The 26,057-nt window shown below is 40.6% G+C and carries 21 protein-coding genes; 14 read left to right on the plus strand and 7 right to left on the minus strand.

Annotated elements, in window-relative coordinates; translation table 11 throughout:
• Positions 1 to 61: 61 nt before the first annotated feature.
• Positions 62 to 3,010 carry a TolB family protein gene (locus tag ACRD64_RS05860; protein ID WP_430932295.1) on the minus strand — a complete coding sequence of 983 codons (2,949 nt, stop codon included), beginning with the start codon at positions 3,008 to 3,010 and terminating at the stop codon, positions 62 to 64.
• A gap of 263 nt (positions 3,011 to 3,273) precedes the next feature.
• Between ACRD64_RS05860 and ACRD64_RS05865 the strand changes: the two genes are divergently transcribed.
• The gene (locus tag ACRD64_RS05865) at positions 3,274 to 4,962 is read left to right on the plus strand and encodes an alpha-amylase family protein (RefSeq protein WP_430932296.1); all 1,689 of its coding nucleotides are present in this window, start codon (positions 3,274 to 3,276) and stop codon (positions 4,960 to 4,962) included.
• A 133-nt stretch (positions 4,963 to 5,095) separates the two neighbouring features.
• The gene (locus ACRD64_RS05870; RefSeq protein ID WP_430932297.1) at positions 5,096 to 5,419 is read left to right on the plus strand and encodes a hypothetical protein; all 324 of its coding nucleotides are present in this window, start codon (positions 5,096 to 5,098) and stop codon (positions 5,417 to 5,419) included.
• Positions 5,420 to 5,495: 76 nt separating this feature from the next.
• Here ACRD64_RS05870 and ACRD64_RS05875 read toward each other — a convergent pair whose 3' ends face one another.
• The 6 genes from ACRD64_RS05875 to ACRD64_RS05900 form a co-directional block, all read right to left on the minus strand.
• Positions 5,496 to 6,782 carry a metallophosphoesterase gene (locus tag ACRD64_RS05875; RefSeq protein ID WP_430932298.1) on the minus strand — a complete coding sequence of 429 codons (1,287 nt, stop codon included), beginning with the start codon at positions 6,780 to 6,782 and terminating at the stop codon, positions 5,496 to 5,498.
• A gap of 150 nt (positions 6,783 to 6,932) precedes the next feature.
• Positions 6,933 to 7,244: a hypothetical protein gene (locus tag ACRD64_RS05880; RefSeq protein ID WP_430932299.1), complete on the minus strand. Its 312-nt coding sequence runs from the start codon at positions 7,242 to 7,244 to the stop codon at positions 6,933 to 6,935.
• A gap of 205 nt (positions 7,245 to 7,449) precedes the next feature.
• Positions 7,450 to 8,619: a DUF4861 family protein gene (locus tag ACRD64_RS05885; protein WP_430932300.1), complete on the minus strand. Its 1,170-nt coding sequence runs from the start codon at positions 8,617 to 8,619 to the stop codon at positions 7,450 to 7,452.
• A gap of 8 nt (positions 8,620 to 8,627) precedes the next feature.
• Positions 8,628 to 9,425, minus strand: coding sequence for a gluconate 5-dehydrogenase (locus tag ACRD64_RS05890; RefSeq protein ID WP_430932301.1), 798 nt, complete (start codon positions 9,423 to 9,425; stop codon positions 8,628 to 8,630).
• 233 nt (positions 9,426 to 9,658) lie between these two features.
• Positions 9,659 to 10,495: a 5-dehydro-4-deoxy-D-glucuronate isomerase gene (gene kduI, locus ACRD64_RS05895; protein WP_430932303.1), complete on the minus strand. Its 837-nt coding sequence runs from the start codon at positions 10,493 to 10,495 to the stop codon at positions 9,659 to 9,661.
• A 163-nt stretch (positions 10,496 to 10,658) separates the two neighbouring features.
• Positions 10,659 to 11,720 (minus strand): LacI family DNA-binding transcriptional regulator, encoded by a 1,062-nt coding sequence (locus tag ACRD64_RS05900; protein WP_430932304.1) that lies wholly within the window; start codon positions 11,718 to 11,720, stop codon positions 10,659 to 10,661.
• Between the two features lie 223 nt (positions 11,721 to 11,943).
• On the opposite strand from ACRD64_RS05900, the gene uxaC reads away from it, so the two are divergent.
• The 12 genes from uxaC to ACRD64_RS05960 all read left to right on the plus strand — a co-directional run bounded on the left by uxaC (position 11,944) and on the right by ACRD64_RS05960 (position 26,043).
• Positions 11,944 to 13,350, plus strand: coding sequence for a glucuronate isomerase (gene uxaC, locus ACRD64_RS05905; protein ID WP_430932305.1), 1,407 nt, complete (start codon positions 11,944 to 11,946; stop codon positions 13,348 to 13,350).
• Positions 13,351 to 13,361: 11 nt separating this feature from the next.
• Complete coding sequence (locus tag ACRD64_RS05910; protein ID WP_430932306.1) at positions 13,362 to 14,399, plus strand: PfkB family carbohydrate kinase; 1,038 nt, start codon at positions 13,362 to 13,364, stop codon at positions 14,397 to 14,399.
• Positions 14,400 to 14,764: 365 nt separating this feature from the next.
• Positions 14,765 to 15,436 carry a bifunctional 4-hydroxy-2-oxoglutarate aldolase/2-dehydro-3-deoxy-phosphogluconate aldolase gene (locus ACRD64_RS05915; protein ID WP_430932307.1) on the plus strand — a complete coding sequence of 224 codons (672 nt, stop codon included), beginning with the start codon at positions 14,765 to 14,767 and terminating at the stop codon, positions 15,434 to 15,436.
• 114 nt (positions 15,437 to 15,550) lie between these two features.
• Complete coding sequence (locus ACRD64_RS05920) at positions 15,551 to 16,396, plus strand: SDR family oxidoreductase (RefSeq protein WP_430932308.1); 846 nt, start codon at positions 15,551 to 15,553, stop codon at positions 16,394 to 16,396.
• A gap of 134 nt (positions 16,397 to 16,530) precedes the next feature.
• A complete protein-coding gene (uxuA, locus tag ACRD64_RS05925; RefSeq protein WP_430932309.1) occupies positions 16,531 to 17,751 on the plus strand; it encodes a mannonate dehydratase in 1,221 nt (406 codons plus the stop codon).
• A gap of 90 nt (positions 17,752 to 17,841) precedes the next feature.
• Positions 17,842 to 18,921 carry a sugar kinase gene (locus tag ACRD64_RS05930; RefSeq protein ID WP_430932310.1) on the plus strand — a complete coding sequence of 360 codons (1,080 nt, stop codon included), beginning with the start codon at positions 17,842 to 17,844 and terminating at the stop codon, positions 18,919 to 18,921.
• A 23-nt stretch (positions 18,922 to 18,944) separates the two neighbouring features.
• Entirely contained in the window at positions 18,945 to 20,219 is a 1,275-nt protein-coding gene (locus tag ACRD64_RS05935) for a lactate racemase domain-containing protein (protein WP_430932312.1), read from the plus strand.
• Between the two features lie 145 nt (positions 20,220 to 20,364).
• Positions 20,365 to 21,348, plus strand: a complete 984-nt coding sequence (locus tag ACRD64_RS05940) for a TRAP transporter substrate-binding protein (protein WP_430932313.1) — start codon at positions 20,365 to 20,367, stop codon at positions 21,346 to 21,348.
• 28 nt (positions 21,349 to 21,376) lie between these two features.
• On the plus strand, positions 21,377 to 21,850 hold the full coding sequence (locus tag ACRD64_RS05945; RefSeq protein ID WP_430932314.1) for a TRAP transporter small permease: 474 nt from the start codon (positions 21,377 to 21,379) through the stop codon (positions 21,848 to 21,850).
• A complete protein-coding gene (locus ACRD64_RS05950; RefSeq protein ID WP_430932315.1) occupies positions 21,850 to 23,310 on the plus strand; it encodes a TRAP transporter large permease in 1,461 nt (486 codons plus the stop codon). Before ACRD64_RS05945 ends, ACRD64_RS05950 begins: the two co-directional genes overlap by 1 nt.
• A gap of 178 nt (positions 23,311 to 23,488) precedes the next feature.
• Entirely contained in the window at positions 23,489 to 24,538 is a 1,050-nt protein-coding gene (locus tag ACRD64_RS05955; protein WP_430932316.1) for a LacI family DNA-binding transcriptional regulator, read from the plus strand.
• A gap of 458 nt (positions 24,539 to 24,996) precedes the next feature.
• Entirely contained in the window at positions 24,997 to 26,043 is a 1,047-nt protein-coding gene (locus ACRD64_RS05960; RefSeq protein ID WP_430932317.1) for a LacI family DNA-binding transcriptional regulator, read from the plus strand.
• Positions 26,044 to 26,057: the final 14 nt, after the last annotated feature.

The following is a 26,057-nucleotide window of genomic DNA, read 5'->3' on the forward strand; positions in this document are numbered from 1 at the left end:
TATGTAATGTTAAAATTATATCTGTCGGTTAATATCTACACTGTTGCTAAAGCATTACTGGTTAGTGGCCAATAGAAAAACCCGAAATATTGATCCCCAATAAAAATTCATGCTTATTCTGATTCGTTTCCAGAAGTCTCGCATATCGATATCCTACCGTAAACGGAAACATAAACCTACATGCATGAACTTCGCCCCTTAGTTCGAAACCGGTGGAACTGAAGTTTTTATTTACATCTACGATCTCGCCCGAAGTAAATTCAGTTTCCCGGAATGTTCTGGAATAGTCGTAAAACAGATTGGCTGTCACCCTTTTCAGGTAAATCACGCCCGACAGGTTTAAATCGGGATTGCAAACCGGAAAAATATAATCTCCCTTAAACGAATACATCCGGTCGTTTGGCTTAGAATTATATCCTCTTGGAGCAGAAAAATAATTACCCAAAGTTTGGTGAAGCACTAATCCACCATCTTCATATTCATCCCCCATTGTTTTATGCTGATAACTATTATCAACCCGTATGGAATGATGCTTCATAAATCCTGGCAGGTAAACTCTTGAATATAATCCCAGTATTCCACCTGCATCCATATTGCCCCAGGGCGTACTTTGGTAAAGGACTTGCGCTATCTGCCCCCATCTGGTTGTCACATCCCGTTCCGAACGACGCAATAGACGATGAAAATACAGTGAATATTCCAAGGTACGGTAGGCTATGTCAGGAACATTAATAATGTCCGTCTCGGTAACCTCTCTGCCAAATCTATTCTCTGCCGTCCTTACAACATCAATATCATACCCCGTACGTTTCAATACGCCATATCCTATTGAGGGCTGCAGGTAGGTGCTATATTTTCCTCTGGTAAGGTTAAACGGCAATGATATATCTAATTTTACTTCTGTCTGTATTCTTTTTTGATTGATACGATAAGCTATTGTGTCATCATTATCAGTATATTTTATCCGGTCATCACCATGTTTCACTTCCAAATCAATTACGGGATACCATCCCTGGTATTTAAAGTTAAAATAATATTTTTCGAGACTTTTCTGCGCATCGGCATTCAATCCCAAAGAAGTACTTGCCGTGCCCAGTAAATTCTGTGATAAAGCCGTAACACCAGCACCAACCTGCTCATCGTTAACGTTTATAAAACCTGGTGCCCAACTATGGAAGTTTAAAAGGTTCCATTTGGAATATTTCTTCACTTCATAATCGGAAACGGTATCTACCGAAGAAAATTCCGGTTTACGCATTTCCTGAGCAGATAATACCTCGTGCAGTTTTACAGAATAATCATTCACATTGTTCAACGGAATATTCAGGACTTCTTGCTTTTTAGCCATGACCAATTGATACCCATTGGCCGTGTAATTGCAATACACCAAGACATTACCATCCATAATAGCCCCTGTTGATCCGTATTTGGATTGAGTAACCTGGCTTATCTCCCCATTTTTAACCGAATAAATTTCCTCGGTTCCACTATAGCCCGCAGTAAATAATATTTCATTATCCATTCCCCATTTAGGTAACGAGATATCCTGAAATGACGGTTCTGTAATTCTTTCCCATTCTTCATTTTCCAAATCGAGCATCGCTATTTCCTTTCCTTCCGATGATAAGGCGATGCAAACAATCTTGGTTCCATCCATACTCCACGATGGGGTAAACAAATAATTGTTATTACCATGTTGTAATTCTCGCAATACAGTTCCCGTCTTTTTATCCAGAATAACCAATCGATAATTGTTTCTATTATCCACACGTACCGCAACAATATTTCTACCATCACTACTTAAAGCAGGTGAAAGGTAACGGGACTTGCGGGTAATTTTGGTAATTTTTTGGGTCGGCAGATGATAACATTTAATGACTGAAAACATCCTGTTTTCCCATCTGGGATCCGGCTCCAGTTCTGCCCAACACAATGTTTGATTGGCATATGAAAAGGGTTCGTTGTTTCTGCTTCCCGGAACGAACAAATCCCTCACTTCACCCCCCTTATCAACGCTCACAAAGCGGCTAACTTCTCCCGGCCCGGAGAGTTCTGCCGCATAGCTATCCTGGCCCAATGCAACCGGATACTGATAATTCACATAATCCATGGATAATTTTGTGATGTCCTCAAAACCACTTTTTTGCGTTACACTATCCTGCCTCTCCCATTGTTGCTTTAATTCCCCAAAAGTACTTTGGTACAGATCTACTTTGTTTAAACTTGTAACTTTTTTCTGCCCCTGATTAAAAGGAGTGATGGCCAGGGGATTTCGACCTGTGTGGTAGAGCGCTTTTTCCCACACATCACTTCCGTACCTTGCCCGTGCTCCTGCTACCAGCTGGTAACCCATTTCGTAATGGTTGGGCACATAATCCCTGTAAGAGCCAAACATCGCTTTTTCGTATGAATAGAGTCGTTTATCCATAATTTGCGCCCTTATGCCCTGTTCAAACCAGGGCGAACGGCCACGACCTGACTTGGTCAATGCTGTTTCCGCGACCACAGCATCACCCTCCAAAAACCACATAGGAACAAACAAACCCAACGAAGCGCCCACCGCCTGCTCACCTAAAATATAGGATAGCATCTTTGTAAAACCATCATTCAGCTTGTCCAATTGTACCACGTGCCTAAACTCGTGCAAGGCCAATTGCTGCAGCCAATCCTGTGCGTACATATGCTGGTTGGGGTTGTTGTACAGCTCTATTCGTTTGGGCGCCCACGACACAAATCCATTTGAATAAGCCGTCTCGCTGTGCACCAACACATTTATCCTGCGTGGCTTATGCTGTAATGAGTTACCTCCATATTTATACACCTCCTCCAATATCTTGGCTACATACTGTCCTTTTTCGGTAAACTCCCTGGGAAAAACAACCCTAAAGTTTTTTGTTTCAATCCTGTTCCATTTAATACTTGCCGGGTCAGCCCCCGATGTGTAATATTGCGATATTAAAACCTTTGGGAGTATAGCTATAAGAATAAATAACTTTTTATAAATGCGCATTTAGTTAGTTTTATGCTTCTCGAATTACGTTGACACTAATTCAAATAAGTACACAAATAACAAAAAAAAATGATTCGATAGTCATTATTTCTCATAAGACGCACATTCATACCTTTGGTTTAACAAACATTTCAATAAACCAACAATTATTTTTCGTGGGTTCAATCAAAAATAAGGCACAACCATTCATTAAAAAATGTATTTTTATCGCTTTATTGCTAATCCCTGCAAAATTCAATAACCAGAATTAATTGATCAACCACATGAACAAAATAATTATATACCAAGTACTTACACGGCTTTTCGGAAACAAAATACGTACCAACAAAAAACATGGTAATATCGAAGAAAATGGGTGTGGTAAGATGAATGATTTTACGCAAAAGGCGCTGCGTGAAATTAAAGAACTTGGAACAACTCATATTTGGTACACGGGCATTATTGAACATGCTATAGTCACTGACTATAGTCAATACAATATAGCCAAAGATTACCCTGAAGTAATTAAAGGAAAAGCAGGTTCGCCCTATGCCATAAAAGATTACTATGATGTTAACCCGGACCTGGCGGTTGATGTAGATAACCGAATAAAGGAGTTTGAGAAGCTTGTTGACAGAAGCCACCAGGAAGATTTAAAGGTAATTATTGACTTTGTGCCCAATCACCTGGCCAGGAATTATGTTTCCGATGTTAAACCTGATGGAGTCAGAGATTTTGGAGAAGACGATAACACAAATGTTAATTTCGACATCAATAACAACTTTTACTATTTGCCCGGCGAAGAGTTTGACGGCCCCGTTACAGCCAGAGGAGCGGAACATCTTATCGAGAATCCCGCTAAAGTAACAGGTAACGATTGCTTATCAGCCAAGCCGGGGATAAACGACTGGTACGAAACAGTTAAGCTGAATTACGGAATTGATATATTCAAAAACCGGGAGAAGCACTTTGACCCGATACCGGATACCTGGCAAAAGATGCTGGATATATTATTATACTGGTCGGCAAAAAAAATAGATGGTTTTAGGTGCGATATGGCTGAGATGGTACCTGTGGAGTTCTGGCACTGGGTTATCCCAAAAGTAAAGGAACAATACCCACAGGTGGATTTTATCGCGGAAGTATACAATCCGGATTTGTACAGACAGTATATCACTTATGGTGGTTTTGATTACCTCTACGACAAGGTGGGTATGTACGACACACTCAAAAACATCATTCAAGGACACGAAAAACCTTCGGCAATAACCAAGGCGTGGGACGTGTTAAACGGAATTCATCAGCATATGCTCTTCTTTTTGGAGAACCATGACGAACAACGGATCGCCTCCCCTTTTTTCGCAGGCAATGCACATAAAGCAATCCCTGCCATGGTTGTTTCCGGGGCCATCTATTCTAACCCATTGATGCTTTATTTCGGACAGGAATTGGGCGAGGAAGGCATGGATAACGAAGGGTATAGCGGAGCAGACGGAAGAACAACCATATTTGATTATTGGGGCGTTCAATTATTTCAGGATTGGGTGAACGATGGCAACTACGATGGCGGACAGCTTTCTGAGGAAGCAACTGAATTAAGAAGGTGGCATAAAAACTTTTTAAACGTCATAAGAAACAACGAAGCCATTAACCATGGCAAATTTTACGACCTAATGTGGTCGAATGAAGACAATGTCGCTTTTGATAGTACGAAATTATTTGCTTTCTTACGCTATCATAACAAGAAAATATTACTGGTCATCGTTAATTTCTCCGGCGAGAAATTTCAGGGTAGAATAAAAATACCCGCTCATGCATTCTTCACCATGGGCACCGAAAGCCAAAAATTCTTTAGAGGGCTTGACATCCTTAGCCCTAAAAACAAAATTAGTTTCCCGCAGGAAGTGGCGATAGCCAACGGTGCCGGCTTTAAAATAGAACCTTATTCGGGCAGAATGTACCAGCTGCAATAGATACCCAAACGTACCTATATTCTATTTATATGCGATTTAAATTGGATGCCAATACATTTATCCGCTTTTAAAACTGAATCTAAAATGGTATATTATTCGGGTATTTGTTTAATCAGTAATTGGAGGACCACTCATGGCAAACGTTGATTTATCCGTAAAAATTTCATTAGACGACTCCCAGTTTATTCAAGTGGGAGAGCATATCTATACCACTTTGGAATGTATTAACAACGAAGAGCAAAGTATACATTTTATTGAAGAAAAGTGTCTTCATATTCTCAAAAAATTTGAAGGTAGACTGACCGACAAAATCATTAAAGATTGGCTTATTTTATCCAAAGCTTTGGATCAAACCTGCGGTTACTCCAACCGATGGGACGACGATAAAATTATCGAAGAATTAATTCGAGGTGAAGAACATCCTGTTTCGTGGTATGTTCAAAATTGCTGCGCATAAATACGCATTGGTTCATTAGGCATTGGTCATTGGTTAAATCCATACATATACTTCTGACCAATAACTATTGACCATTTTACATCGGCTCCGTACCGATTGGACCTTTGGCCAATTCAAGTACAGTGATCTCCGGGTGCATACCAATACGTGCCGGCATTCCTAAAAAGCCCAGCCCGCGATTAACGTACATATATTGGTTTTTATGCTGATAAAGACCATCCCAACGTTTAAATTTATATTTGGCCGGACTCCACCTAAACCCTCTCCAGTCAATGCCGAACTGCATACCATGGGTATGGCCGGCCAACGTTAAATCATAATCGGTTTTATCGGTTACCTCAGCATCCCAATGGTCGGGATCGTGCGACAACAATACTTTAAAGGGGTAGTTTTCGGTTCCTTTCATGGCTTTCTGTAAATCGCCATACCTTGGAAATGGATCATTCCCCCAATTCTCCACACCTGTAACAGCAATCTCCTCTCCATCAATATCCAACGCAACCGATTGATCCCTTAGCAACCTGAATCCGAATTTCCTGTGTGCATCGACAATTCCTTTAAAATTCTTTTCCTTTTCTTTGGCATCGGCCCAGTCGGTATAATCTCCATAGTCGTGGTTACCTAATATGGAAAATTTACCATACTTAGCCTTCAGTCGACTAAATACCTTTTCCCAACCCAGTGTTTCCTCGTAAAAGTTATTCACCAAATCACCAGTAAAGAAAATGGCGTCGGCTTGCTCATTATTAATAATATCTACAATCCCTTCCAGTTTATAATAGTTACTGGCGAAGGAACCCAAGTGTACATCGGATATATGGACAATTTTGAAACCGTCGAAAGCAGTTGGAAGATTAGGAAAATTTAACCGTTGATGGCGAGTAAAAAAGTTAAAACGCCCCTTGTGCATTCCAAACAGTAAGGAGACAAATGGCGCAGTGGCAAAAATTATTCCTACCTGACTTAAAAATTTCTTCCTGCTGATTTTGGGATATCTAATAGTAGTTTGCTCTTTGGAGTATCTTTTGTTTTTGACGGTTTCAATAACCCTTGAGAATAGTAATATCACAAAATAGTAAAACAAAAAGAATATCTTGGGCAGGTATATTAAAGCAAATATGATATTTGCAATCATAAACCAGAGGTAAAACTCGAATGATGCAGCTGAACGAATCTGAAGCGCAAAAAATAAGTATGAAAGAATTTCCAGAGCTGGAAACACACCTAAAAGTACTATGCCGATCCACTTGTAGTGCTTGTTATCAACATCCTCCCGCTCTCTCTTCCAAACCCAAAGCCCCAATAAATCAACAATGGCAATAAAAACCGCAATAATTAAAAAACCTGATATTGTTATCTTCATCTCAACATTAAAAATTACCCCACATCATTGCTAAAATACCCAGTTCTCCAAATCCAGGCAATATTACGGAATAATCACTTAATGTTGTATTAATAAAAGTTAAAGTGTAATAAATTAATTTTCATCGGAATCATTCGAATAATTAAAAGGCTAATTAAGTCCTTTTTCGATGGGAGAGAATTTTTCAGTTTTAAACCCCGTTTGTTCCCTTTCGTAAATACAAATATGATGACGACTAACTAAATTGTTTCGATCGTTCTCCGATAATCTTTTCCAAAACTCAAACCTTTCCTTCAGGTCAAGCTGGCGTACCTCACCAAAACCACAGTTACATGCCTGTTCTTTTAACGGACAATCGAACAACAACCCTGTATAATCCATTATTTCGTCATTTATACTACTCATTTCCAATATCCAGTTTATGCCAAGCCCAAAGAATTCTGCCAATAACGCTTTACGCATTAACCTTGGCTAATTTAGAATGAATAACTTTACCATCCAAGTCAATTAGTCTAAAAATATATTGCTTTAATCATCAATTACATAACGTTTCTCACAAAGCGTTTATTGCGTGCATTAATTAAAAGTTATTTTTTGGATAGATGCAAAAAAAAACTCCGAAGATTTACCTCCGGAGTTGTCCTGTTTTATTCAGAAAATCATAATATTACTTAACTTTAGTCACAAAAGGTTTATTTATAGTTTTCCTAAAATTTGTCAAATATTCTTCCCAGGCTTGTTTGTTCTTAAATTGCTTGCTTCCACTCCAGGCAAAACCAGTATAATACTCCACTTTTCCATCAATCACCTTTAAGTGCAGCAACAAGTGACTTTTATCTTTTACGTCAGACACTATTTTGGATGTTCCCGCAAAATATTTGGCGTCTGCTACAATCGCATTTCCCAACTCCTCGCCAAAATGAGGCGACCAATAACTGGCCCATCCGGATTCTTCATCTACCGAGATCTCACCTAACTTATCATGCAAAGTAATTCCTGCCGTTAAGGTATCCGTTCCTTCAACCTCAATAACAAACTTCGTTAGGTTACTTCCCAAATCGATAGATACTTTTTTCCTTTCCTTAATGGTACTTTCCCCGGCCAGATAAGGAGCGTAATCCAAATCAAACTCGGTTCGGATTGGTCCGTTTGTTAATACCTTGTATCCTGTATAGTTCAGGTGTGGAAACAATTCTCCGTCAACCATTACACCTGTTCCTCCACACCCGCAACTTGGACCTACATGGTAGTTATCCAGGCCTTCGCCATGGTCGTTATGGTAATAACCAATTTTTTCGGTATTGCCTTTGTACCATTTATCTATAATGGAGTAATCTACCTTCTTCAACCAACAATCCACCCCACCAGAAAGTGTTCCTCCTTTTTCGCCGGCTTCTACCATTCGCTGCGCTTCAGGTCCATATACACGAAAGGCGACTTTATCATTTTCCCAGGTAAAATCGTCGGTACGTTCAGGTACAAAACGGGCAAATGTTTTTACTTCTGTCGGCTCAAGCTCTGTTTTACCTTCCTTAATTACAAAATTTTTAGTTTCGGAAGCTTTCAGTGCTGTTTGAAAAATAACAGTTTCAGATACCCCATCCTGGTTTTTATCCAGTAATTGACTTCGTATCTCCATTCCGCTTTTTTCATCCAACACTATTATCCCGTGGTCAACCTTCAGTTCTGCCAGGGCAAGCTCAACCGTTTCAATACCTCTATCCATGTTTAGTGGATTAGTGACTGAAACCTCTATTTGATTTTGACTACAATCGCAACTGCCCAATAAGAGCAGTAGCGACATAAAAGAAATAAGTCTAAGCATCATATTCATCATACGACAGTTTAAATTTCGTTTTCACCTTTCACGTAGCCAAAGTTAGCCAAAATACCTCCGTCGACATATAAAATGTGACCGTTAACGAAATTTGCTGCAGGGGAAGAAAGGAACAAACAAGCGTTACCAACATCCTCAGGCTCTCCCCAACGTCCTGCAGGAGTTCGTGTCATCACCAAATCGTTGAATGGGTGACCGCCCACACGGATAGGAGCCGTTTGCGAAGTAGCAATATATCCCGGTCCGATACCATTGATTTGCAGGTTATATTTGGCCCACTCACATGTCATGTTTTCTGTTAACAGTTTCAATCCACCTTTGGCCGCCGCATAAGCCGAAACATTCTGTCGGCCGTAAACGCTCATCATCGAACACATGTTGACGATTTTTCCCTGACGACGCTCTATCATTCCCGGAGCGATACGTTTGGCCACAATCAACGGAGCTACCAAATCAACATCGATCACTTGTTCAAAATCCTTGATAGGCATATCCAAAATTGGCACACGCTTGATGATACCTGCATTGTTTACCAATATATCGATAGGGCCAACCTCTTTTTCAATTTGGCTAACTCCTTTATCAACATCTTCTTCGCTGGTTACATTGAAATTAACCGTGTAAACATCAATACCATCTTTAGCGTACTCAGCTTTACATTCCTCAAGTTTCTCATCGTCAATATCGTTTACACAAAGCTTAGCACCTGCTTTGGCCAAAGCTTTACCACAGGCCATTCCAATACCATGAGTTCCACCTGTTACTAATGCAATTTTTCCGTTTAAGTCAAATAATTCGTTAATCATATTTTTAAATTTATAACAATGTTTTTATGCAATCGTTTGCACTTTTGTATAAAAAAATCGTAACGTTATATTTTATAATTTCTTGTTTCCGAAATCCAGTCAATAGCTTTGCTATTTCCTTTTTTACCAACCTCGAATTTAACGAATTACACGAATTCAAAACAGCGTTGCTGTTTGGTTATCTATTAATAGAATCAATTCACTCAACTCGTATAATTCGAGGTTAAAAAACTCTATCTTAATTCGTCAGCCTGACGCATGTCCATATCAGTATAATCCAGGTTCTCTCCAGCCATACCCCAAATAAAGATGTAGTTAGAAGTACCTGCAGCACTGTGAATACTCCATGAAGGAGAGACAACCGCTTCTTCGTTTTTCATCCAGATATGACGGGTTTCATCAGGATCGCCCATAAAATGGCAAACTGCCTGACGCTCCGGTACCTCAAAATAGAAATAAGCTTCCATTCTACGGTTGTGCGTATGCGATGGCATCGTGTTCCACACACTTCCCGGCTTTAACTCTGTCATTCCCATTTGCAGCTGACAAGTCTCTATCACCTCTTTCACCAACAACTGATTAATCTGACGTTCATTTGAAGTCTCCAGACTTCCCAATTGCAATACGTTAGCATCGGACAGGGTAACATGACGAGAAGGTAATTCCTTGTGTGCTGGGGCCGAGTTCATATAAAGGTGAGCCGGCTTGCTGGCATCTATCGATTCAAAAACAACATCTTTAACACCTCTACCCAAATACAAAGCTTCCTTGTATTTTAAAATATACTCGGTTCCGTCGGCCAATACTTTTGCATCACCACCTACGTTTACAATTCCCATTTCGCGACGCTCCAGGAAATACTCAGCCTTTAATTCGTCATGCGCTTCTAGTTTAATCGGAGCATCCGTTGGAACAATACCTCCAATTATATACCTGTCATAAAACGAATATACCATACTCACTTCTCCAGGAATCATCACCTTGTCAATCAAAAATTCTTTGCGGATACGATTCGTATCATAGCTTTTCATATCCTCAGGATGAACTGCATACCTTATTTCAAAATTCATAGTTCTTTTTTTAAATTGTTAATATTCTATATATTTAATCATTTATCGCTAAAGCCGATTCGTTTTATATTTCCTGTCACTACCTTAAAATGTAGCCTTAGATGACAAACCCTATATTCGGTCCCACTTTAAAACTGCAAATCTTCTGTCATCTATACTCGAGTTATTGTCGCCACGAAGAATCCCTGACGATCAATCGCGTTGGAATTATCTCTTCCTCTTCCCAATGTTTGCCTTCCAGGTTTTTTATCATTGCTGTTGCCACGCGCGTTCCCATTTCAAACGCGTTTTGTTCCACTGTGGATAATGTTGGATGAATAAGTTCCGAAAAAGGCTCGTTGGCAAATCCAACCACTCCAAATTCATCAGGTACATTGATCTTCATTTCTTTTAGCCCATCCAAAACCCCTAATGCTGCAAAATCCCCGGCGCAAAAAACAGCGTCCGGTTTATCCTTGCCGAAAGCCTTTTTAATAGCATTATATCCCGCCTCACGGGTTATTGTATCCTCATACACCAAGGAGACATCCACGATTCGCCCTGCTTCCTCAATCGCTTTCACATAACCCCTGTACCTTTCTTCATAGGCTTTTAAGGTTCTGGTTCCCGCCAAATGGCCTATTCTTTGATAACCACTTTTAATCAGATGTTTGGTGGCCAGATACGCTCCCGTAAAATTATCGTTCAATATTTTTGAGCTTTTTAGTGAAGGATTTACACGGTCGAACTGTACTACTGGAATACCACGCATGATAACCGCTTCGATATGTTCGTAAGTCTGAGTCTGCACCGAGAGCGACATGATGATACCCCCCACATGGTTAGCCAGTAACATATTAATAGCCTTTTGCTCCTTTATGAAATTTTCGCCACTCTGCACTATTAATAAGGTATAACCAGCTGGATTCAATATTTCTTCAACTCCACTGATTACGTTACTGAAGAAATGGCGATTGATCCTGGGCACTATCATTCCGATAGTATCGCTCCTACCCTTTCGCAATGAAGCAGCAATCACATTCTGTTGATACCCCATCTCTTTCGCCTTCTTCGTCACCAGCTCCCTCGTTTTCAAACTCACACGGGCATTTCCGGCCAACGCTCTCGACACAGTTGATGGCGTGACATTCAACTCTTTGGCAATATCACTTATGGTTATTCTTTTCATCAATAAATTATTCCACCACAAAAATACAAACGTTTGCACAATTTCCAACAAAATCATGACAAATTTATTTTTTCGCTGCCAAAATATTCCCACATAAAAAATTAACATTTTAATCCGCAACAATCCCAATCCCCTTATCAACCTCTATTTATAAGCTATTTAAGCAGTCCTTCTACCTACAAGTATCCCAAATTAAATGTTAAAATTTTTGGTTATATTAAAATTGTTCGTACTTTCGTGTTCGTTAACGGCATTATACGGCAAATTGAAAAAACACATCATGATCAATAAAACTTTTATACACGATGACTTTGTCCTGGAAAACGACACTGCTCATCAATTATACCATAATCATTCTGCAAACAAACCAATTATCGATTTCCATTGCCATTTAGACCCCAAAGCAATAGCCCAGGATTACAAATATGACAATTTGGGTGATATGTGGTTAGGCGGCGATCATTACAAATGGAGAGCGATGCGCATTAATGGTATCAACGAAAAGTTTATTACCGGTGATGCTACCGATAAAGAGAAATTTATGAAGTGGGCAGAAACTGTTCCGTACACAGTTTCTAATCCCCTTTACCACTGGACCCATTTAGAATTGGCCCGTTGTTTTGGCATTAACGACTTGTTATCCCCTAAAACGGCGGAGAAAATATACAACGAGACAGCTGAGATGTTAAAGGCTCCTGAGTTTAGTACAAAAAACTTCATCCAACGAATGAATGTTGAAATGATTGGGACTACGGACGACCCGGCCGATTCATTAGAATATCATCAGCAATTAATCGACGATGGATTTGAGGTAAAAGTATTACCTTCGTTTAGAGCAGACAATGTGCTAAAAACAGACAATTCAACTTTCTTTATTACTTACGTTGAGAAATTAGGCCAGGCTGCCGATGTTTCCATTTCTACTTTTACCGAATTAATTGAGGCTTTGGATCGCAGACACGAGTTTTTCCATACTATGGGAGCCCGGATTTCAGACAGTGGTCCTGACCGCTTTTACTTTGCACCTTATACACAGGAGGAAGTTTCGGCCATCTTTGTTAAATTAATGGATGGCAAAGCAATTTCCCCGAAAGAAAAAGAAAAATACAATACCGCTGTTATGGCCGAATTGGCCAAAATGAACCACAAACGATGCTGGACACAGCAATTTCACGTGGGTGCATTGCGAAACAACAATACCCGCATGTTCAATATTTTAGGCGCTGACACTGGTTTTGATTCCATCCATGATTCACAGCCAAGTGTAAAGATGTCGCAATTCTTAAACTACTTGGATAGCACCGACCAATTGGCACAAACAATATTGTACAATTTAAATCCGGCGGACAACCAGATGTTATTGACCATGTGCGGTAACTTCGCAGATGGTTCAAGCGTTTCGAAAGTGACTTATGGTGCGGCCTGGTGGTTCCTGGACCAAAAAACTGGAATGGAACGACACCTTGAAGACTTATCGGCACTTAGTTTATTGAGCAGGTTTGTGGGAATGGTAACAGATTCAAGAAGTTTTCTATCCTACCCCCGTCACGAATATTTCCGCAGGATTGTGTGTAACTATGTGGGTAAAGAGGTTGAACGGGGCTTGATCCCCGATGACGAAGAAATTCTAGAGAACGTGATCGAAGGAATTTCTTACAATAATGCAAAATCATACTTTAACTTTTAATAATAAATACCATGGCAAAGAAAGTAGTAACCTTTGGAGAAATAATGCTCCGTTTTGTAACTCCTCAATACCAGCGCTTTTCGCAGGCAACTTCATTTAATGCTTCATACGGCGGCGGCGAAGCTAACGTGGCAGTTTCGTTGGCAAACTATGGCATTGATGTTTCATTTATAACTCGTTTACCAAAAAACGACATTGCAAAAGCATGCGAGATGGAACTTAAAAAGCACTCTGTTAACACAGAATACATTGTATACGGAGGCGACAGATTAGGAACGTATTATTTAGAGACAGGTGCTGTAGCCCGTGCTAGTAAGGTAGTATACGATAGAGCTTACTCTGCATTTTCTGAAATTAAACCTGGAATGGTGAACTGGGAAGAAGTATTCAAAGATGCGGATTTCTTCCATTGGACTGGGATTACCCCGGCTGTTTCTCAAGGTGCTGCCGACGCCTGTTTAGAGGCCATTAAAGTAGCCAACAGAATGGGCGTAACCGTTTCGACAGACCTTAACTACCGCAAAAATCTTTGGAAATATGGTAAAACAGGTGGTGAAGTAATGCCTGAATTAGTAGCTGGATGCGATATAGTTTTAGGTAACGAAGAGGACGCAGCTATGATGTTGGATATCCATCCGGAAGGCGTAGACGTAACCGGCGGTCACGTTGAAGCCGAAGCATACAGAAGTGTTTCTCAACAAATTATGGCCAAGTACCCCCGTGTTAAAAAGGTAATTACTACTTTAAGGGGTTCGATTAACGCCAACCATAACTCCTGGTCGGGCGTACTATACGACGGCAAAACTTTGTTCCAAGCTCCTACATACCAAATCACACATATTGTAGACCGTGTTGGCGGTGGTGATTCATTTATGGGTGGCCTTATATACGGTTTATTGACCTACGATGGCGACGACCAAAAAGCATTAAATTTTGCTACAGCAGCATCATGCTTAAAACACACTATTCACGGCGACTACAACCTGGCAACTGTTGAAGAAGTAGAGAAGTTGATGGGTGGTGACGCATCAGGTCGTGTATCAAGATAAAAAGTTTGCGTTAAAGCGGATGTGTTGTATTTCATTCTTAATCAAATTGATGGTCAAGAATATAGTTTTTGAAGGAAATTTAGAGATCGGATTTTGCTAGGTTAACGAACCAGATTAAAATCCACAATAACAGATTTACATACTTCATCCGTATTAAATCAAAATCTTATCAAAGATAGGTTGCATAAGGTTTTGAGAAGCGGCTTTTACAATTACAACTTTATTACGATGATAGATTGTTAGAATTGAAAACAACAAAGTCTTTCGGGCAAAAAAGATTTTTTCATCAACACCTTAAGGGGTAAAATAGTTCGAAGCAATCTATCATCATTTTTTAATCATGGTCAATAAAAAATATAAATATAATGGCTAAATATTCAAAATTAGAGGTTTTTCAAGCGATGAAAGAAACAGGCGTAGTCCCTGTATTTTTCCACTCAGATATTGAGGTTTGTAAAAACGTGGTAAAATCATGTTACGATGGCGGGATTCGTGTTTTCGAGTTTGTTAACCGTGGTGATTTTGCGCATGAAGTTTTTGGTGAGCTAAACAAGTACGCCGCAGAAAATCTACCAGGAATGATTCTCGGTGCTGGTTCTATCGTTGAAGAAGCAACAACTGCGCTGTATATACAATTAGGTGCAAACTTTATCGTTTCCCCCCTATTAAACGAGAACATGGCTAAAATCTGTAACCGCAGAAAAGTGATGTGGTCACCCGGATGTGGAACAATCTCAGAAATCAACAAAGCGCAGGAGCTTGGTTCTGATTTGGTGAAGTGTTTCCCAGCTTCGGAAGTTGGCGGGCCTTCTTTTGTAAAAGCGGTTAAGGCGCCAATGCCCTGGACTGACATTATGCCTACAGGAGGGGTTAATCTTGCCAAAGACAACCTGGAAAAATGGTTTGCCGCAGGTGTAACTTGTGTCGGCATGGGATCGGCCCTCTTCCCAAAAGATATTATGGCCAGCAAAGACTGGAAAGCACTTACCAATATGGTAAAACAGCTCATGGCCGATATTAAAGCAGTAAGAAAATAATAAAATATCACGTAGCAAGACCGAAAGTATCAAGACGTGTGTGCCCTCACTAGTTCTATACTTCTAAAAAAATCTTGATACTTGATACCTCATACTTGATACTATAAAACGAAAATGATGGTGCCCTTAAATTTAAAAGATAAAGTAGCGGTTGTTACCGGTGGCGGCGGCGTGTTATGCTCCACTATGGCTAAAGCACTAGCTTCGCACGGTGTAAAAACAGCTATTCTTGATCTTAACCTGGAAGCTGCCGAAAAAGTAGCCGCGGAAATTACAGAACAATACGGAACAACCTCACTGGGCATTTCAGCCAGTGTTCTGGACAAAAAATCGTTGGAGGCGGCAAAGGCTGTGATCAACGAAAAATTAGGCACGGTAGATTACCTGGTTAACGGTGCCGGTGGTAATGCCGCCTCTGCTACAACCAAAGCAGAATTCCTTACCGATGACCTGTTGAATAATCTTGAAGACACTTTCTTTGGATTAGAGATGGAAGGTTTCGATAAGGTATTTGCCTTAAACTTTCAAGGAACCTTACTTCCATCGATGGTTTTCGCCAAGGACATGCTGGATAAAAAGGAAGGTTCGATCATCAACATCTCGTCGATGAATTCTTACACTCCTCTGACCAAGATTCCTGCCTACTCTGCCGCCAAGGCGGCAATCAACAACTTTACTCAGTGGTTGGCCGTTCACTTCGCCAAAACAGGGATTAGAGTTAACGCTATCGCGCCCGGGTTTTTATTGACCAACCAGAACCGCTTTCTGTTGATTGACGAAAAAACTGGCAAAGCAACCCCGCGTGGCGAAAAAATTATCAGAAACACGCCAATGGAGCGCTACGGTGAACCTGAAGAGTTAGCGGGAACTATGCTTTATCTACTTTCCGACTGGTCCAACTTTATTACAGGGGTTGTAGTGCCCGTTGATGGAGGTTTTAGTGCCTACTCAGGAGTGTAAGCTTAAACTTAGATAAGAGATTTTTAGATTTCTCACACTGTCATTTTTCCGTTACCCGGATATTTAGATAGGCGGAAAATCTCACAACGCCCCCAAAACTGTAAAATATTAATTAAGATAAAAGCTGGATAATTATGGCTATGGAACAAACTTGGCGCTGGTATGGCCCAACAGACCCGGTAACTTTGGCGGATATTCGCCAAGCCGGTGCAACAGGAATTGTAACCGCTTTACACGAAGTACCAATTGGCGAAGTGTGGACCGAGGAAGCAATTGCCAAAAGAAAAAGACATATTGAAATTGACGACTCAGTAACCCCGCCAGTACCCAGAGGTTTAAATTGGAGTGTTATTGAAAGCATTCCTGTTCACGAGGCCATTAAACAAGGCAAGCCAGACCGTGATATGTGGATTGAGAAATATAAAGAAAGTATTCGCAATGTGGGCAAAGTTGGCATTCCTGTTTTGACCTATAACTGGATGCCTGTTGTTGACTGGACACGTACCAATCTGGAGATGGAACTGGACGATGGTGCCAGAGCATTACAATTCGACATTCACGAATACATTGCTTTCGACCTTTATATGCTGCAGCGAGAAGGTGCTGAAAAAGAATATACCCCCGAACAAATTGAAGCTGCAAAAAGGAAATTTGAGTCCATGGATGCAGAAAAGAGATACATCCTGGAAAAGAATATTATTGCAGGATTACCTGGTGGTCAGGAAGGCTACTCCATCGAAGAATTTAGAGGACGCCTGGCTGAATATGACGGGATTAATTCTGACCAATACCGTGCGAACCTGAAATATTTTCTGGAACAGATCGTTCCTGTCGCCATTGAATCCGGTGTTCGTTTGGCCATCCATCCCGATGATCCCCCGGTTTCTCTTTTCGGATTACCCCGCGTGGTTAGTACCGAAAGCGATTTACAATTTATCGTAAATATTGTAGACAGTATTTATAACGGTTTATGTGTTTGCACAGGTTCTCTGGGAGTTCGCCCGGACAATGACCTTCCTGGCATCATTACCCGTTTAGGGGACAAAATCAACTTTTTACATTTAAGAAGCACCCAACGCGATGCAGACGGAAGTTTCCACGAGGCAAGCCATCTGCAAGGAAATGTGGATATGTACAACGTTATTGTGGCTGTGCTGAAAGAACAAAAGAAACGTACGGCAGCCAATCGTCGCGACGATCAGATTCCTATGCGTGCAGATCACGGACATACCATTTTGGACGATCTGAGAAAGAAAACCAACCCAGGTTATTCTGCGCTTGGCCTTCTTCGTGGACAAGCGGAATTACGTGGTTTGGAGATGGGGATCGAGAAAAGTGGTGTAGTTTATAAATAATCATTGTGTAACACCTGAGATTGATGCCTCTTTTTATTCATATATCAGGCAATCATTTTTTTTAGCTATTAAAATCTTAAAAATCTACATATGTCTATCCAACTTAAGCAATATTGCAAATACGCTTTACTTGTACCAACAAGTATGGGAATCCGCATCACACCTGAGAACGGGCAACCGGTTCATGCCAGTGACACTTTTAAAATGCAGGCTACCAGTGCTGAGACAAATGTTGCCAGTATCTCATCTTATCTGGGCCTGCCTGTTAAGGTATTAACCTCCTTTGTTAAAGGTAGCCCCATAGCCCAATTTATTAAAAGCAACCTGAAAGCGCGCCATATGGATTACGAAGGTCCCGAGGTTGAGCAAGGTGATCCGTGGGGATACCGCCATCAAATCAATATTGCGGATAGCGGCTTCGGCTCGCGGGGCCCTCGTGTATGGAACGACAGGGCAGGCGAAGTAGGACGTACTTTGAATGTAAAAGATTTTGATTTAGAACGGATTTTTGGAGAAGAAGGCGTTGCGATTGTTCATCTATCCGGACTTGTTGCAGCACTATCCCCTGATTCGAGTAAGTTTTGTTTGGAAATAGCCCGTGCGGCAAAAAAACATGGAACCAGAATATCGTTCGACTTGAATTATCGGGCTTCTTTTTGGGTGAATCGCGAAGAAGAGCTACGTGAAATATTTACCGAGATTGCTTCTGTTTCGGATATCCTTATTGGTAACGAGGAAGATTTCCAGCTTTGTTTGGGCATCAAAGGCCCTGAAGCCGGAGGAAAAGGCATTGAAGAAAAAATAGACGGTTTCAAGGGAATGATTGAGCGGGTGAAAAAAACTTTCCCCAATGCTTCCGTATTCGCAACAACGCTGCGTGAAGTTGTTAGTGTTAACGAACATTTATGGGGTGCCATCGCACTGGCAGGCAACGATTGGCAGGTCATCAAACCTCGCCCTATCCATGTGCTTGACCGTATAGGAGGTGGCGATGGTTTTGTGGGCGGATTGTTATATGCCATACTCAAAGGGTGGGAAAGCGAAAAATGGCCACAGTTTGGCTGGGCCACAGGCGCTATGGCTACCACATTTTTAACTGATTATGCTCAACCTGCCGACGAAGAAATGGTGTGGAGTATTTGGGATGGTAATGCCAGGGTGAAGAGATAGTTTTCATCACTAACGCAAACGTTATGATATATTATGAACAAGGAGCAGCTGATGAAATATTAAGCAACGAAGATCTCCAAAAAGGATTGGAAATGGCGCTGGAACAACTTGGGCACCGCAAAAAGGTGCTGGTTATCCCGCCTGATTTTACCCGTTTTCATTCCAAAGCCGGTGAGTTAACCACATACGCATTCAAATACTACGGTGAACATGTGCACGATATCTTACCGGCTTTAGGAACGCATGTTGCCATGACCGACCAGGAAATAAACACCATGTTTCCCGGTATTCCTCATCGTCTTTTCAGGGTTCATAACTGGCGAAACGATGTGGTTACCGTCGGGACCATTCCCGGCAAAAAAGTAGCCGAGATAACCCATGGTGCATTAAGTTATGATTGGCCTGCGCAAGTCAACAAGCTACTTTGGGAAGGCAAACACGACCTTATCTTATCAATTGGGCAGGTAGTGCCTCACGAAGTGATAGGAATGGCCAACTATAATAAAAATATTCTAGTGGGCACGGGAGGTTCAGAAGGCATCAACAAAAGTCATTTTGTGGGTGCTGTACATGGCATGGAAAACGTGATGGGTAGAGCCGACAATCCTGTTCGGGAAATCCTAAATTATGCTTCGGAGAATTTCATCAACCATCTGCCAATAATGTATGTGCACACTGTAATAGGAAGAGATCCAGAATCCGGCCAATTGGTTACGCGAGGACTATTTATTGGCGATGATTATTCCGTGTTTACCAAAGCTGCCGCATTATCTTTGGAAGCGAACTTTACCATGTTGGATAAACCTTTCAAAAAGGCCGTGGTTTATCTTGACCCGTCCGAGTTTAAGAGCACATGGCTGGGCAACAAAAGTATTTATCGTACCCGTATGGCTATGGCCGATGATGGTGAATTAATCGTGTTGGCGCCTGGATTAAAAGAATTTGGTGAGGACAAGGAGATTGACCGTTTGATTAGGAAATATGGTTATCGGGGAACTCCTCATACCATGAAAATGCTGAAGGAAAACAAGGAATTAGAAGAGAACCTTGGGGCGGCTGCTCACCTAATACATGGAAGTTCCGAAGGACGGTTTAACATTACCTACTGTCCCGGTCACCTGACCAAAGAAGAAATAGAATCGGTCAACTTTAAATATGCCGACTTGAATGGGATGATTGAAAAATATAATCCTGAAAAATTAACCGAAGGTTATAATACCATGCCCGATGGGGAAGAAATCTATTTTATCTCAAATCCTGCAGTTGGACTTTGGGCATATAAAGAAAGATTTATATAAAAATAAACATCAAAATACTATATTTGTGTAGCAATACAAACGTTTGCACAAAACAAACGGAAAAATCGAATCATAGAAATTGTGACAGGTAGCCATTATCTTGCCTAAAGCATTTCTACCATTTTAAATTAGAAAAAAACTATCTATGCGATTTAAATTAGCAGCATCAGTATTATTTGTTGGCCTTCTTTTATTTCTGGCAGGATGTAAAACTGCCAACAAGACCACCACCCTTAAGCTGGCCCATGGGCTCGATCCAACCCACCCCGTGCATAAAGCTATGGTTTTTATGGCCGATAAACTTGAAGAAGAATCGGAGGGCAAAATGAAAATGGAAATATATCCCAGCGGGCAACTTGGCGGCGAACAGCAATGTGTAGAGCTATTACAAATTGGAAGCCTGGCCATTACAAAAGTTTCCGCTGCCGTAATGGAAAGCTTTACGCCCAATTATCAGGTACTTGGACTTCCATATATTTTCAAGTCCAGGGAACATTCCTTTACGGTATTGGATGGTGCGATCGGAAAAGAATTCCTGAATTCCACGGAAAAATATAATTTGAAGGGGCTTTGCTTTTACGATGCGGGTTTCCGCAGTTACTATACCATTGATAAACCTATTAATTCTCCCGAGGATTTGAATGGCATGAAAATAAGGGTGATGAAAAGCCAGACGGCCATGAACATGGTAAAAGCGATGGGAGGTTCTCCAACACCAATCTCGTGGGGAGAGTTATACACGGCACTTCAAAGCGGGGTGGTTGACGGAGCCGAAAACAACCCTCCCAGTTTGTACACATCGCGTCATTACGAGGTTTGTAAAAAATATACCCTCAACGAACACACCGCCGTGCCTGACGTGTTAATTATAAGTACCGTAGTCTGGAACAAGCTGACAGAGCAAGAAAAAAAATGGTTACAAGCTGCCGCTGACGCTTCTGTTCCTGAAGAGCGCAGACTTTGGGCTGAGGCCGAACAAGAAGCTTTGGACGAAGTACAAAAGGCGGGTGTCGAAATTATCCGTCCCGATAAAGCTCCATTTATGAAAACTGTTGAAAGTATTTTTGATGGGTACAAATCTCAACCCGAGATTTACAGCTTAATTCAACGTATCAGAAACGTAAACTAACCGGTGTGACCGGAGCAAACTGAACAACATGGAAATAAAACAAAAACTAGATAAATTCCTGGAGAAAACGCTCATATTTATCATGAGCATCCTGGTATTAGATGTATTATGGCAGGTGTTAAGCCGATATATTCTTTCATCGCCAAGTTCATTCACCGATGAGTTGGCCGGCTTCCTATTAATATGGGTAGGTATATTAGGGGCTGCGTACGTAGCAGGACAAAGACAACACCTGGCCATTGATTTATTGGTGCAAAAATCTTCCGAAGCGAATAAAACCAAACTTTATCTTTTTATTAATGTCTGTATAGCTTTGTTTGCAATAACCGTTATGGTTATTGGTGGAGCATGGTTGTCCATCACCAGATTCCAATTCGAAGTAACATCTGCGGCCTTAAGAATCCCTTTGGGCTATGTTTACCTGGTAATGCCATTAAGCGGGTTGCTTATCCTATACTATTCAATTTACTTTATTATTCACCCTAACGAAAATCTTGCATAATGGACTACTTAGGTATATTCGTTCTTATATTTTCCTTTATATTTTTATTGGTATCCGGTGTACCCATTGCTTTTAGTATTGGTATATCCGGAATATTGACCATGTTGGTTAGTATCGATTCCTTACCTGCATTTACTACCTATGCACAGAGAATGGCTACCGGTTTGGACAGTTTTGCCTTGTTGGCTATTCCATTTTTTATACTGGCCGGAAACATCATGAATAGTGGCGGAATAGCCATACGACTCATCAATCTGGCGAAGATATTGGTGGGCAAATGGCCGGCAGGATTGGCCTACGTTAACGTATTTGCCAATATGCTTTTCGGTGCCATATCAGGCTCTGCCGCTGCCTCTGCTTCGGCTATTGGTTCTATCATGGGGCCGGAGATGAAAAAAGATGGTTACAACGAGAATTTTAGTGCGGCCGTTAATATTTCCTCGGCCACAACCGGCCTTTCAATTCCTCCGAGCAATATCCTGATTGTATATTCTTTGGCCAGTGGCGGCGTGTCTATTACAGCACTTTTCCTGGCAGGGTATTTACCCGGTATTTTAACCGGACTTGCCATCATGCTCACGTCTATGGCATTAGTTATCAGTTATAAAAGCGGAATCAAAGCCTCCATGTTGGCCACATTAAAGGTACTGGTCGGTGCCGCTGCAACATTTGGTTTAATTGCAGGAATGATAGCCATCAAAGGGCAATCTGTGTTAACCTACAACCTGGTTTGGGCTGGGATTGGTGCTTTTCTATTATTCTTAATTGTAAGATTTTCGGTTAAACGTCCTGCTTCTGTAAAACGTGGTTTAAAAGTATTGTGGGATGCCGTTCCAAGTTTGTTCCTGCTAATTGTAGTTATCGGGGGTATTGTAGGTGGGTTATTTACCGCTACAGAAGCGTCTGCTGTTGCCGTGCTTTATGCGCTGGTTCTTTCTTTAATTTATAATGAAATTAAGATTTCTGACATTCCAGATATCATTTTAAGGTCGGTTAAAACAACTGCTATCGTGCTCCTTTTAGTAGCTACTTGCATTGGTCTTTCCTGGATTATGGCTTATGAGAATATTCCACAGAATGTTAGTGCTGGTTTATTAGGCATTAGCGACAACCCAATCGTTATCCTATTGATTATCAACCTCATTTTGTTGATTGTTGGTGTATTTATGGATATGACTCCGGCAGTGCTTATCTTTACGCCCATTTTTTTACCGATAGTTACCAATATGGGTGTTGACCCAACACACTTTGGTATTATTATGGTATTGAACCTGAGTGTTGGATTGTGCACACCACCTGTAGGTTCGGTATTATTTATTGGATGCAGTGTGGCCAACATTAAAATCGATAAGGTAATAAAACCTTTGCTCCCTATGTTTTTGGCCATGGTAGCAGTGTTGATGATGGTGACCTATATTCCGCAAATTAGTTTGTGGTTGCCACGGATATTTGGATTCTAAATCCACAATTAAAAAAGGAATTTTGATGTTCACTGCTGCGCAGTTTCCATCTTTTTGTCCACGAATCACACGGAAAAACAAGAATAAGTTTAAGTCGTGAAATTCGTGGACAAACAAAAATATTTGCAAAGCAATTCAAATTGGTACTTGTTTTAAATAATTCGAGGTTTTAGTTTTAATGAGCAAAACAATTAGAATAAAAGATATAGCCGAAAAGGCGGGTGTTTCAATCGGAACGGTAGACCGTGTACTGCATAACCGTGGTGAGGTGAAGGCTGCCACAAAGGAAAAAGTATTGGCTATAGCGGAAAAGCTTAACTACAAACCCAATGTTGCTGCACGTGCCTTAAAGTCGCCGACCACCTATAAGATTGCCGTATTGATTCCTATTTGCCAAGGCGACAACCAATTCTGGAAGATGCATCCCCTTGGGATAGAGAACGGAAAAGAAGCTATCTATCCTTTCCGTGCGAAACTTGAATTCTTTTATTACGAGATGCATAACCCCAACGATTTTATGAAACAGGCATCTGCGCTTGTGGAATGGCAACCCGATGGGGTTATTATGGCTCCCATCCTCAAGAACGAGTCGGAGGAACTTTGCCATAAACTAGATGACATGCAGGTACCCTACGTCTTTATTGATACCAATATTGAAAATACCAATAGTCTGACCTTTGTAGGTGAAGATGCGTACCAGGCCGGTCGTGTCGCGGCCAGCTTAATTGACACAGGCATTTCTCCTACCAAGGATATTCTTATCGTCAATATTGCCAAAGACCTGGAAAACATTCAGCATCTAAAGCACCGTAACCAAGGCTTTTTAAGTTATTTTATGGATGCCGGAAATAACAATGGCCTTAAAATAAGCGTTGAAGTACCTAACACTGAACCTAAGGAAGTAAAAGCAATACTTGATAAAGTTTTTGAGAACAACCCCAACATTGGAGGCGTATTCGTTTCCAGTTCCCGCACTTACGTGGTAGCAGAGTATTTACAAAAATACAACAAACAAAACTTATTCTTGGTTGGGTACGAGCTGTTCGGCAAAAACAGCGATTTCCTTCAACAAAGGGTTATCAACTTTTTGATAGGTCAGCGTCCTATAGAACAAGCCGAAAAGACATTTAAAAAGCTTTTCGATTTTATGGCACACAATGCCGTGCCCGACAAAAAAGACTATCAACCGATTGATATTATCAATGCAGAGAATTTAGGGCTACAGTAAAAGGAAAAATAAATAACTGCATCTAAGGTTATCTTCTCATAAGCCGTAAACTCTACATATAGTATCTATCGGCATCATATATACTCCTTAAAATATCTACTTGACTTGTCCTAAAGAACCGTTACAGAATATTGAACCCTACAGTTTGACTAAATAAAAAAGTCGATCTCTATAAATAAGGAACCGGCTTTAATTTTTTTCCAAAACTCTCATTAGATTACACCCGAATGCCCATTCGATCATAATTATCTAAAATTTGCTCCATAAAAGCATGTAAGATTTTATATATCGGGATTCTCTCAATAGGCTTTTGTCTTCTGAAATTAAGAAATTTGAAGAATTCTTAATGACAGATCTCAGTTTATTTAGTTTGGCTTAATAAAAAATGCGTAAACGATTACGCAGTTAAAAAAATAATCCTTACATTTGCTTGCGTAATCGTTTACGCAAATTGTTAAATGAATAGAAAAGTAAGAGTTAAGGATATTGCTCAAGAAGCGGGGGTTTCAACAGGTACTGTAGATCGCGTGTTGAATAAGCACGGAAGAGTAAGTGAAGAAACCCGGAAAAAAGTATTACAGATTGCGAATCAGTTAGGGTATAAGCCCAATATGTTTGCCAAGTCGCTCTCATCAAAAAGACTAAACAAAATTGTAATCTGTCTTCCTGCCGCGCACATAAATAATCCATATTGGGAAAAGCCGATTGAGGGCATTGAAAAAGCCAAGAAAGAATTGGCTGATTATAACTTCTTGATTCAGTATTACACATTCGATGCCTCTTCTCAGGACCTATATAGCGAAACACTGGATCGGGCCATTGACGAGGAACCAGACGGAATAATTTTTAGCCCATTATTCAATAAAATTGCAAAGCTAAAAGTAAGCAAGCTAAAAGAAAAACAAATACCCTTTGTTTTTATGGATATTGATATGCCTGGCGCAGGTAATTTGGCTTATTTTGGACAGGAGGCTATGTTATGTGGAAGAGTGGCTGGCAGCTTAATGAAAACCTGTTTAACTGCCAACTCCAATGTGCTGATCATTAAAATAGCACCTCACAAAGATTTTTCGGCACACATTAGGGATCGTATAAAAGGGTTTAAGTCTGCGTTGAGTGTTACGGGAATAACAACAACCACCCTTGAAATTGATATAGTTAAGGAAAACGAACCCAACTTAACCTTGCAGCAACATTTAATGAATGCGGAAAAATATCAGGGTGTTTTTGTGCCTAATTCAAGAGCGTTTAAAGTTGCTGAATTTATCGAACAAAATCATGTTAAGGACATGGTGGTGATAGGCAACGATGTATTTTCAAATAATGTAAGGTATCTTGAAAAAGGTATTATTACTTTTTTGCTAGGACAAAAACCTGAAGAGCAGGTCTTTAATGCAATCATGGCTTTATTTAACCATTTAATTCTAAAAAAGGAGGTTGTTAAGAAAAACTACAGCCCTATCAATATAATAATTAAAGATAATGTTAAATACTATCATGATTAATAATATGAATTTTG

Origin of the sequence: Saccharicrinis sp. 156, assembly GCF_050589685.1 — a bacterium.
Taxonomy (GTDB): Bacteria; Bacteroidota; Bacteroidia; order Bacteroidales; family Marinilabiliaceae; genus Saccharicrinis.

What these genes read in the sequence shown, in the direction of transcription:
- ACRD64_RS05950 (WP_430932315.1), top strand. Translation starts at nt 21,850, where the DNA reads ATGGACTACTTAGGTATATTCGTTCTTATATTTTCCTTTATATTTTTA.
- ACRD64_RS05890 (WP_430932301.1), bottom strand. Translation starts at nt 9,425, where the DNA reads ATGATTAACGAATTATTTGACTTAAACGGAAAAATTGCATTAGTAACA.
- kduI (WP_430932303.1), bottom strand. Translation starts at nt 10,495, where the DNA reads ATGAATTTTGAAATAAGGTATGCAGTTCATCCTGAGGATATGAAAAGC.
- ACRD64_RS05920 (WP_430932308.1), top strand. Translation starts at nt 15,551, where the DNA reads ATGATGGTGCCCTTAAATTTAAAAGATAAAGTAGCGGTTGTTACCGGT.
- ACRD64_RS05885 (WP_430932300.1), bottom strand. Translation starts at nt 8,619, where the DNA reads ATGATGAATATGATGCTTAGACTTATTTCTTTTATGTCGCTACTGCTC.
- ACRD64_RS05945 (WP_430932314.1), top strand. Translation starts at nt 21,377, where the DNA reads ATGGAAATAAAACAAAAACTAGATAAATTCCTGGAGAAAACGCTCATA.
- ACRD64_RS05865 (WP_430932296.1), top strand. Translation starts at nt 3,274, where the DNA reads ATGAACAAAATAATTATATACCAAGTACTTACACGGCTTTTCGGAAAC.
- ACRD64_RS05935 (WP_430932312.1), top strand. Translation starts at nt 18,945, where the DNA reads ATGATATATTATGAACAAGGAGCAGCTGATGAAATATTAAGCAACGAA.
- ACRD64_RS05940 (WP_430932313.1), top strand. Translation starts at nt 20,365, where the DNA reads ATGCGATTTAAATTAGCAGCATCAGTATTATTTGTTGGCCTTCTTTTA.
- uxaC (WP_430932305.1), top strand. Translation starts at nt 11,944, where the DNA reads ATGATCAATAAAACTTTTATACACGATGACTTTGTCCTGGAAAACGAC.
- ACRD64_RS05915 (WP_430932307.1), top strand. Translation starts at nt 14,765, where the DNA reads ATGGCTAAATATTCAAAATTAGAGGTTTTTCAAGCGATGAAAGAAACA.
- ACRD64_RS05870 (WP_430932297.1), top strand. Translation starts at nt 5,096, where the DNA reads ATGGCAAACGTTGATTTATCCGTAAAAATTTCATTAGACGACTCCCAG.
- ACRD64_RS05860 (WP_430932295.1), bottom strand. Translation starts at nt 3,010, where the DNA reads ATGCGCATTTATAAAAAGTTATTTATTCTTATAGCTATACTCCCAAAG.
- ACRD64_RS05960 (WP_430932317.1), top strand. Translation starts at nt 24,997, where the DNA reads ATGAATAGAAAAGTAAGAGTTAAGGATATTGCTCAAGAAGCGGGGGTT.
- ACRD64_RS05875 (WP_430932298.1), bottom strand. Translation starts at nt 6,782, where the DNA reads ATGAAGATAACAATATCAGGTTTTTTAATTATTGCGGTTTTTATTGCC.
- ACRD64_RS05930 (WP_430932310.1), top strand. Translation starts at nt 17,842, where the DNA reads ATGTCTATCCAACTTAAGCAATATTGCAAATACGCTTTACTTGTACCA.
- ACRD64_RS05910 (WP_430932306.1), top strand. Translation starts at nt 13,362, where the DNA reads ATGGCAAAGAAAGTAGTAACCTTTGGAGAAATAATGCTCCGTTTTGTA.
- ACRD64_RS05900 (WP_430932304.1), bottom strand. Translation starts at nt 11,720, where the DNA reads ATGATTTTGTTGGAAATTGTGCAAACGTTTGTATTTTTGTGGTGGAAT.
- ACRD64_RS05955 (WP_430932316.1), top strand. Translation starts at nt 23,489, where the DNA reads ATGAGCAAAACAATTAGAATAAAAGATATAGCCGAAAAGGCGGGTGTT.
- uxuA (WP_430932309.1), top strand. Translation starts at nt 16,531, where the DNA reads ATGGCTATGGAACAAACTTGGCGCTGGTATGGCCCAACAGACCCGGTA.
- ACRD64_RS05880 (WP_430932299.1), bottom strand. Translation starts at nt 7,244, where the DNA reads ATGCGTAAAGCGTTATTGGCAGAATTCTTTGGGCTTGGCATAAACTGG.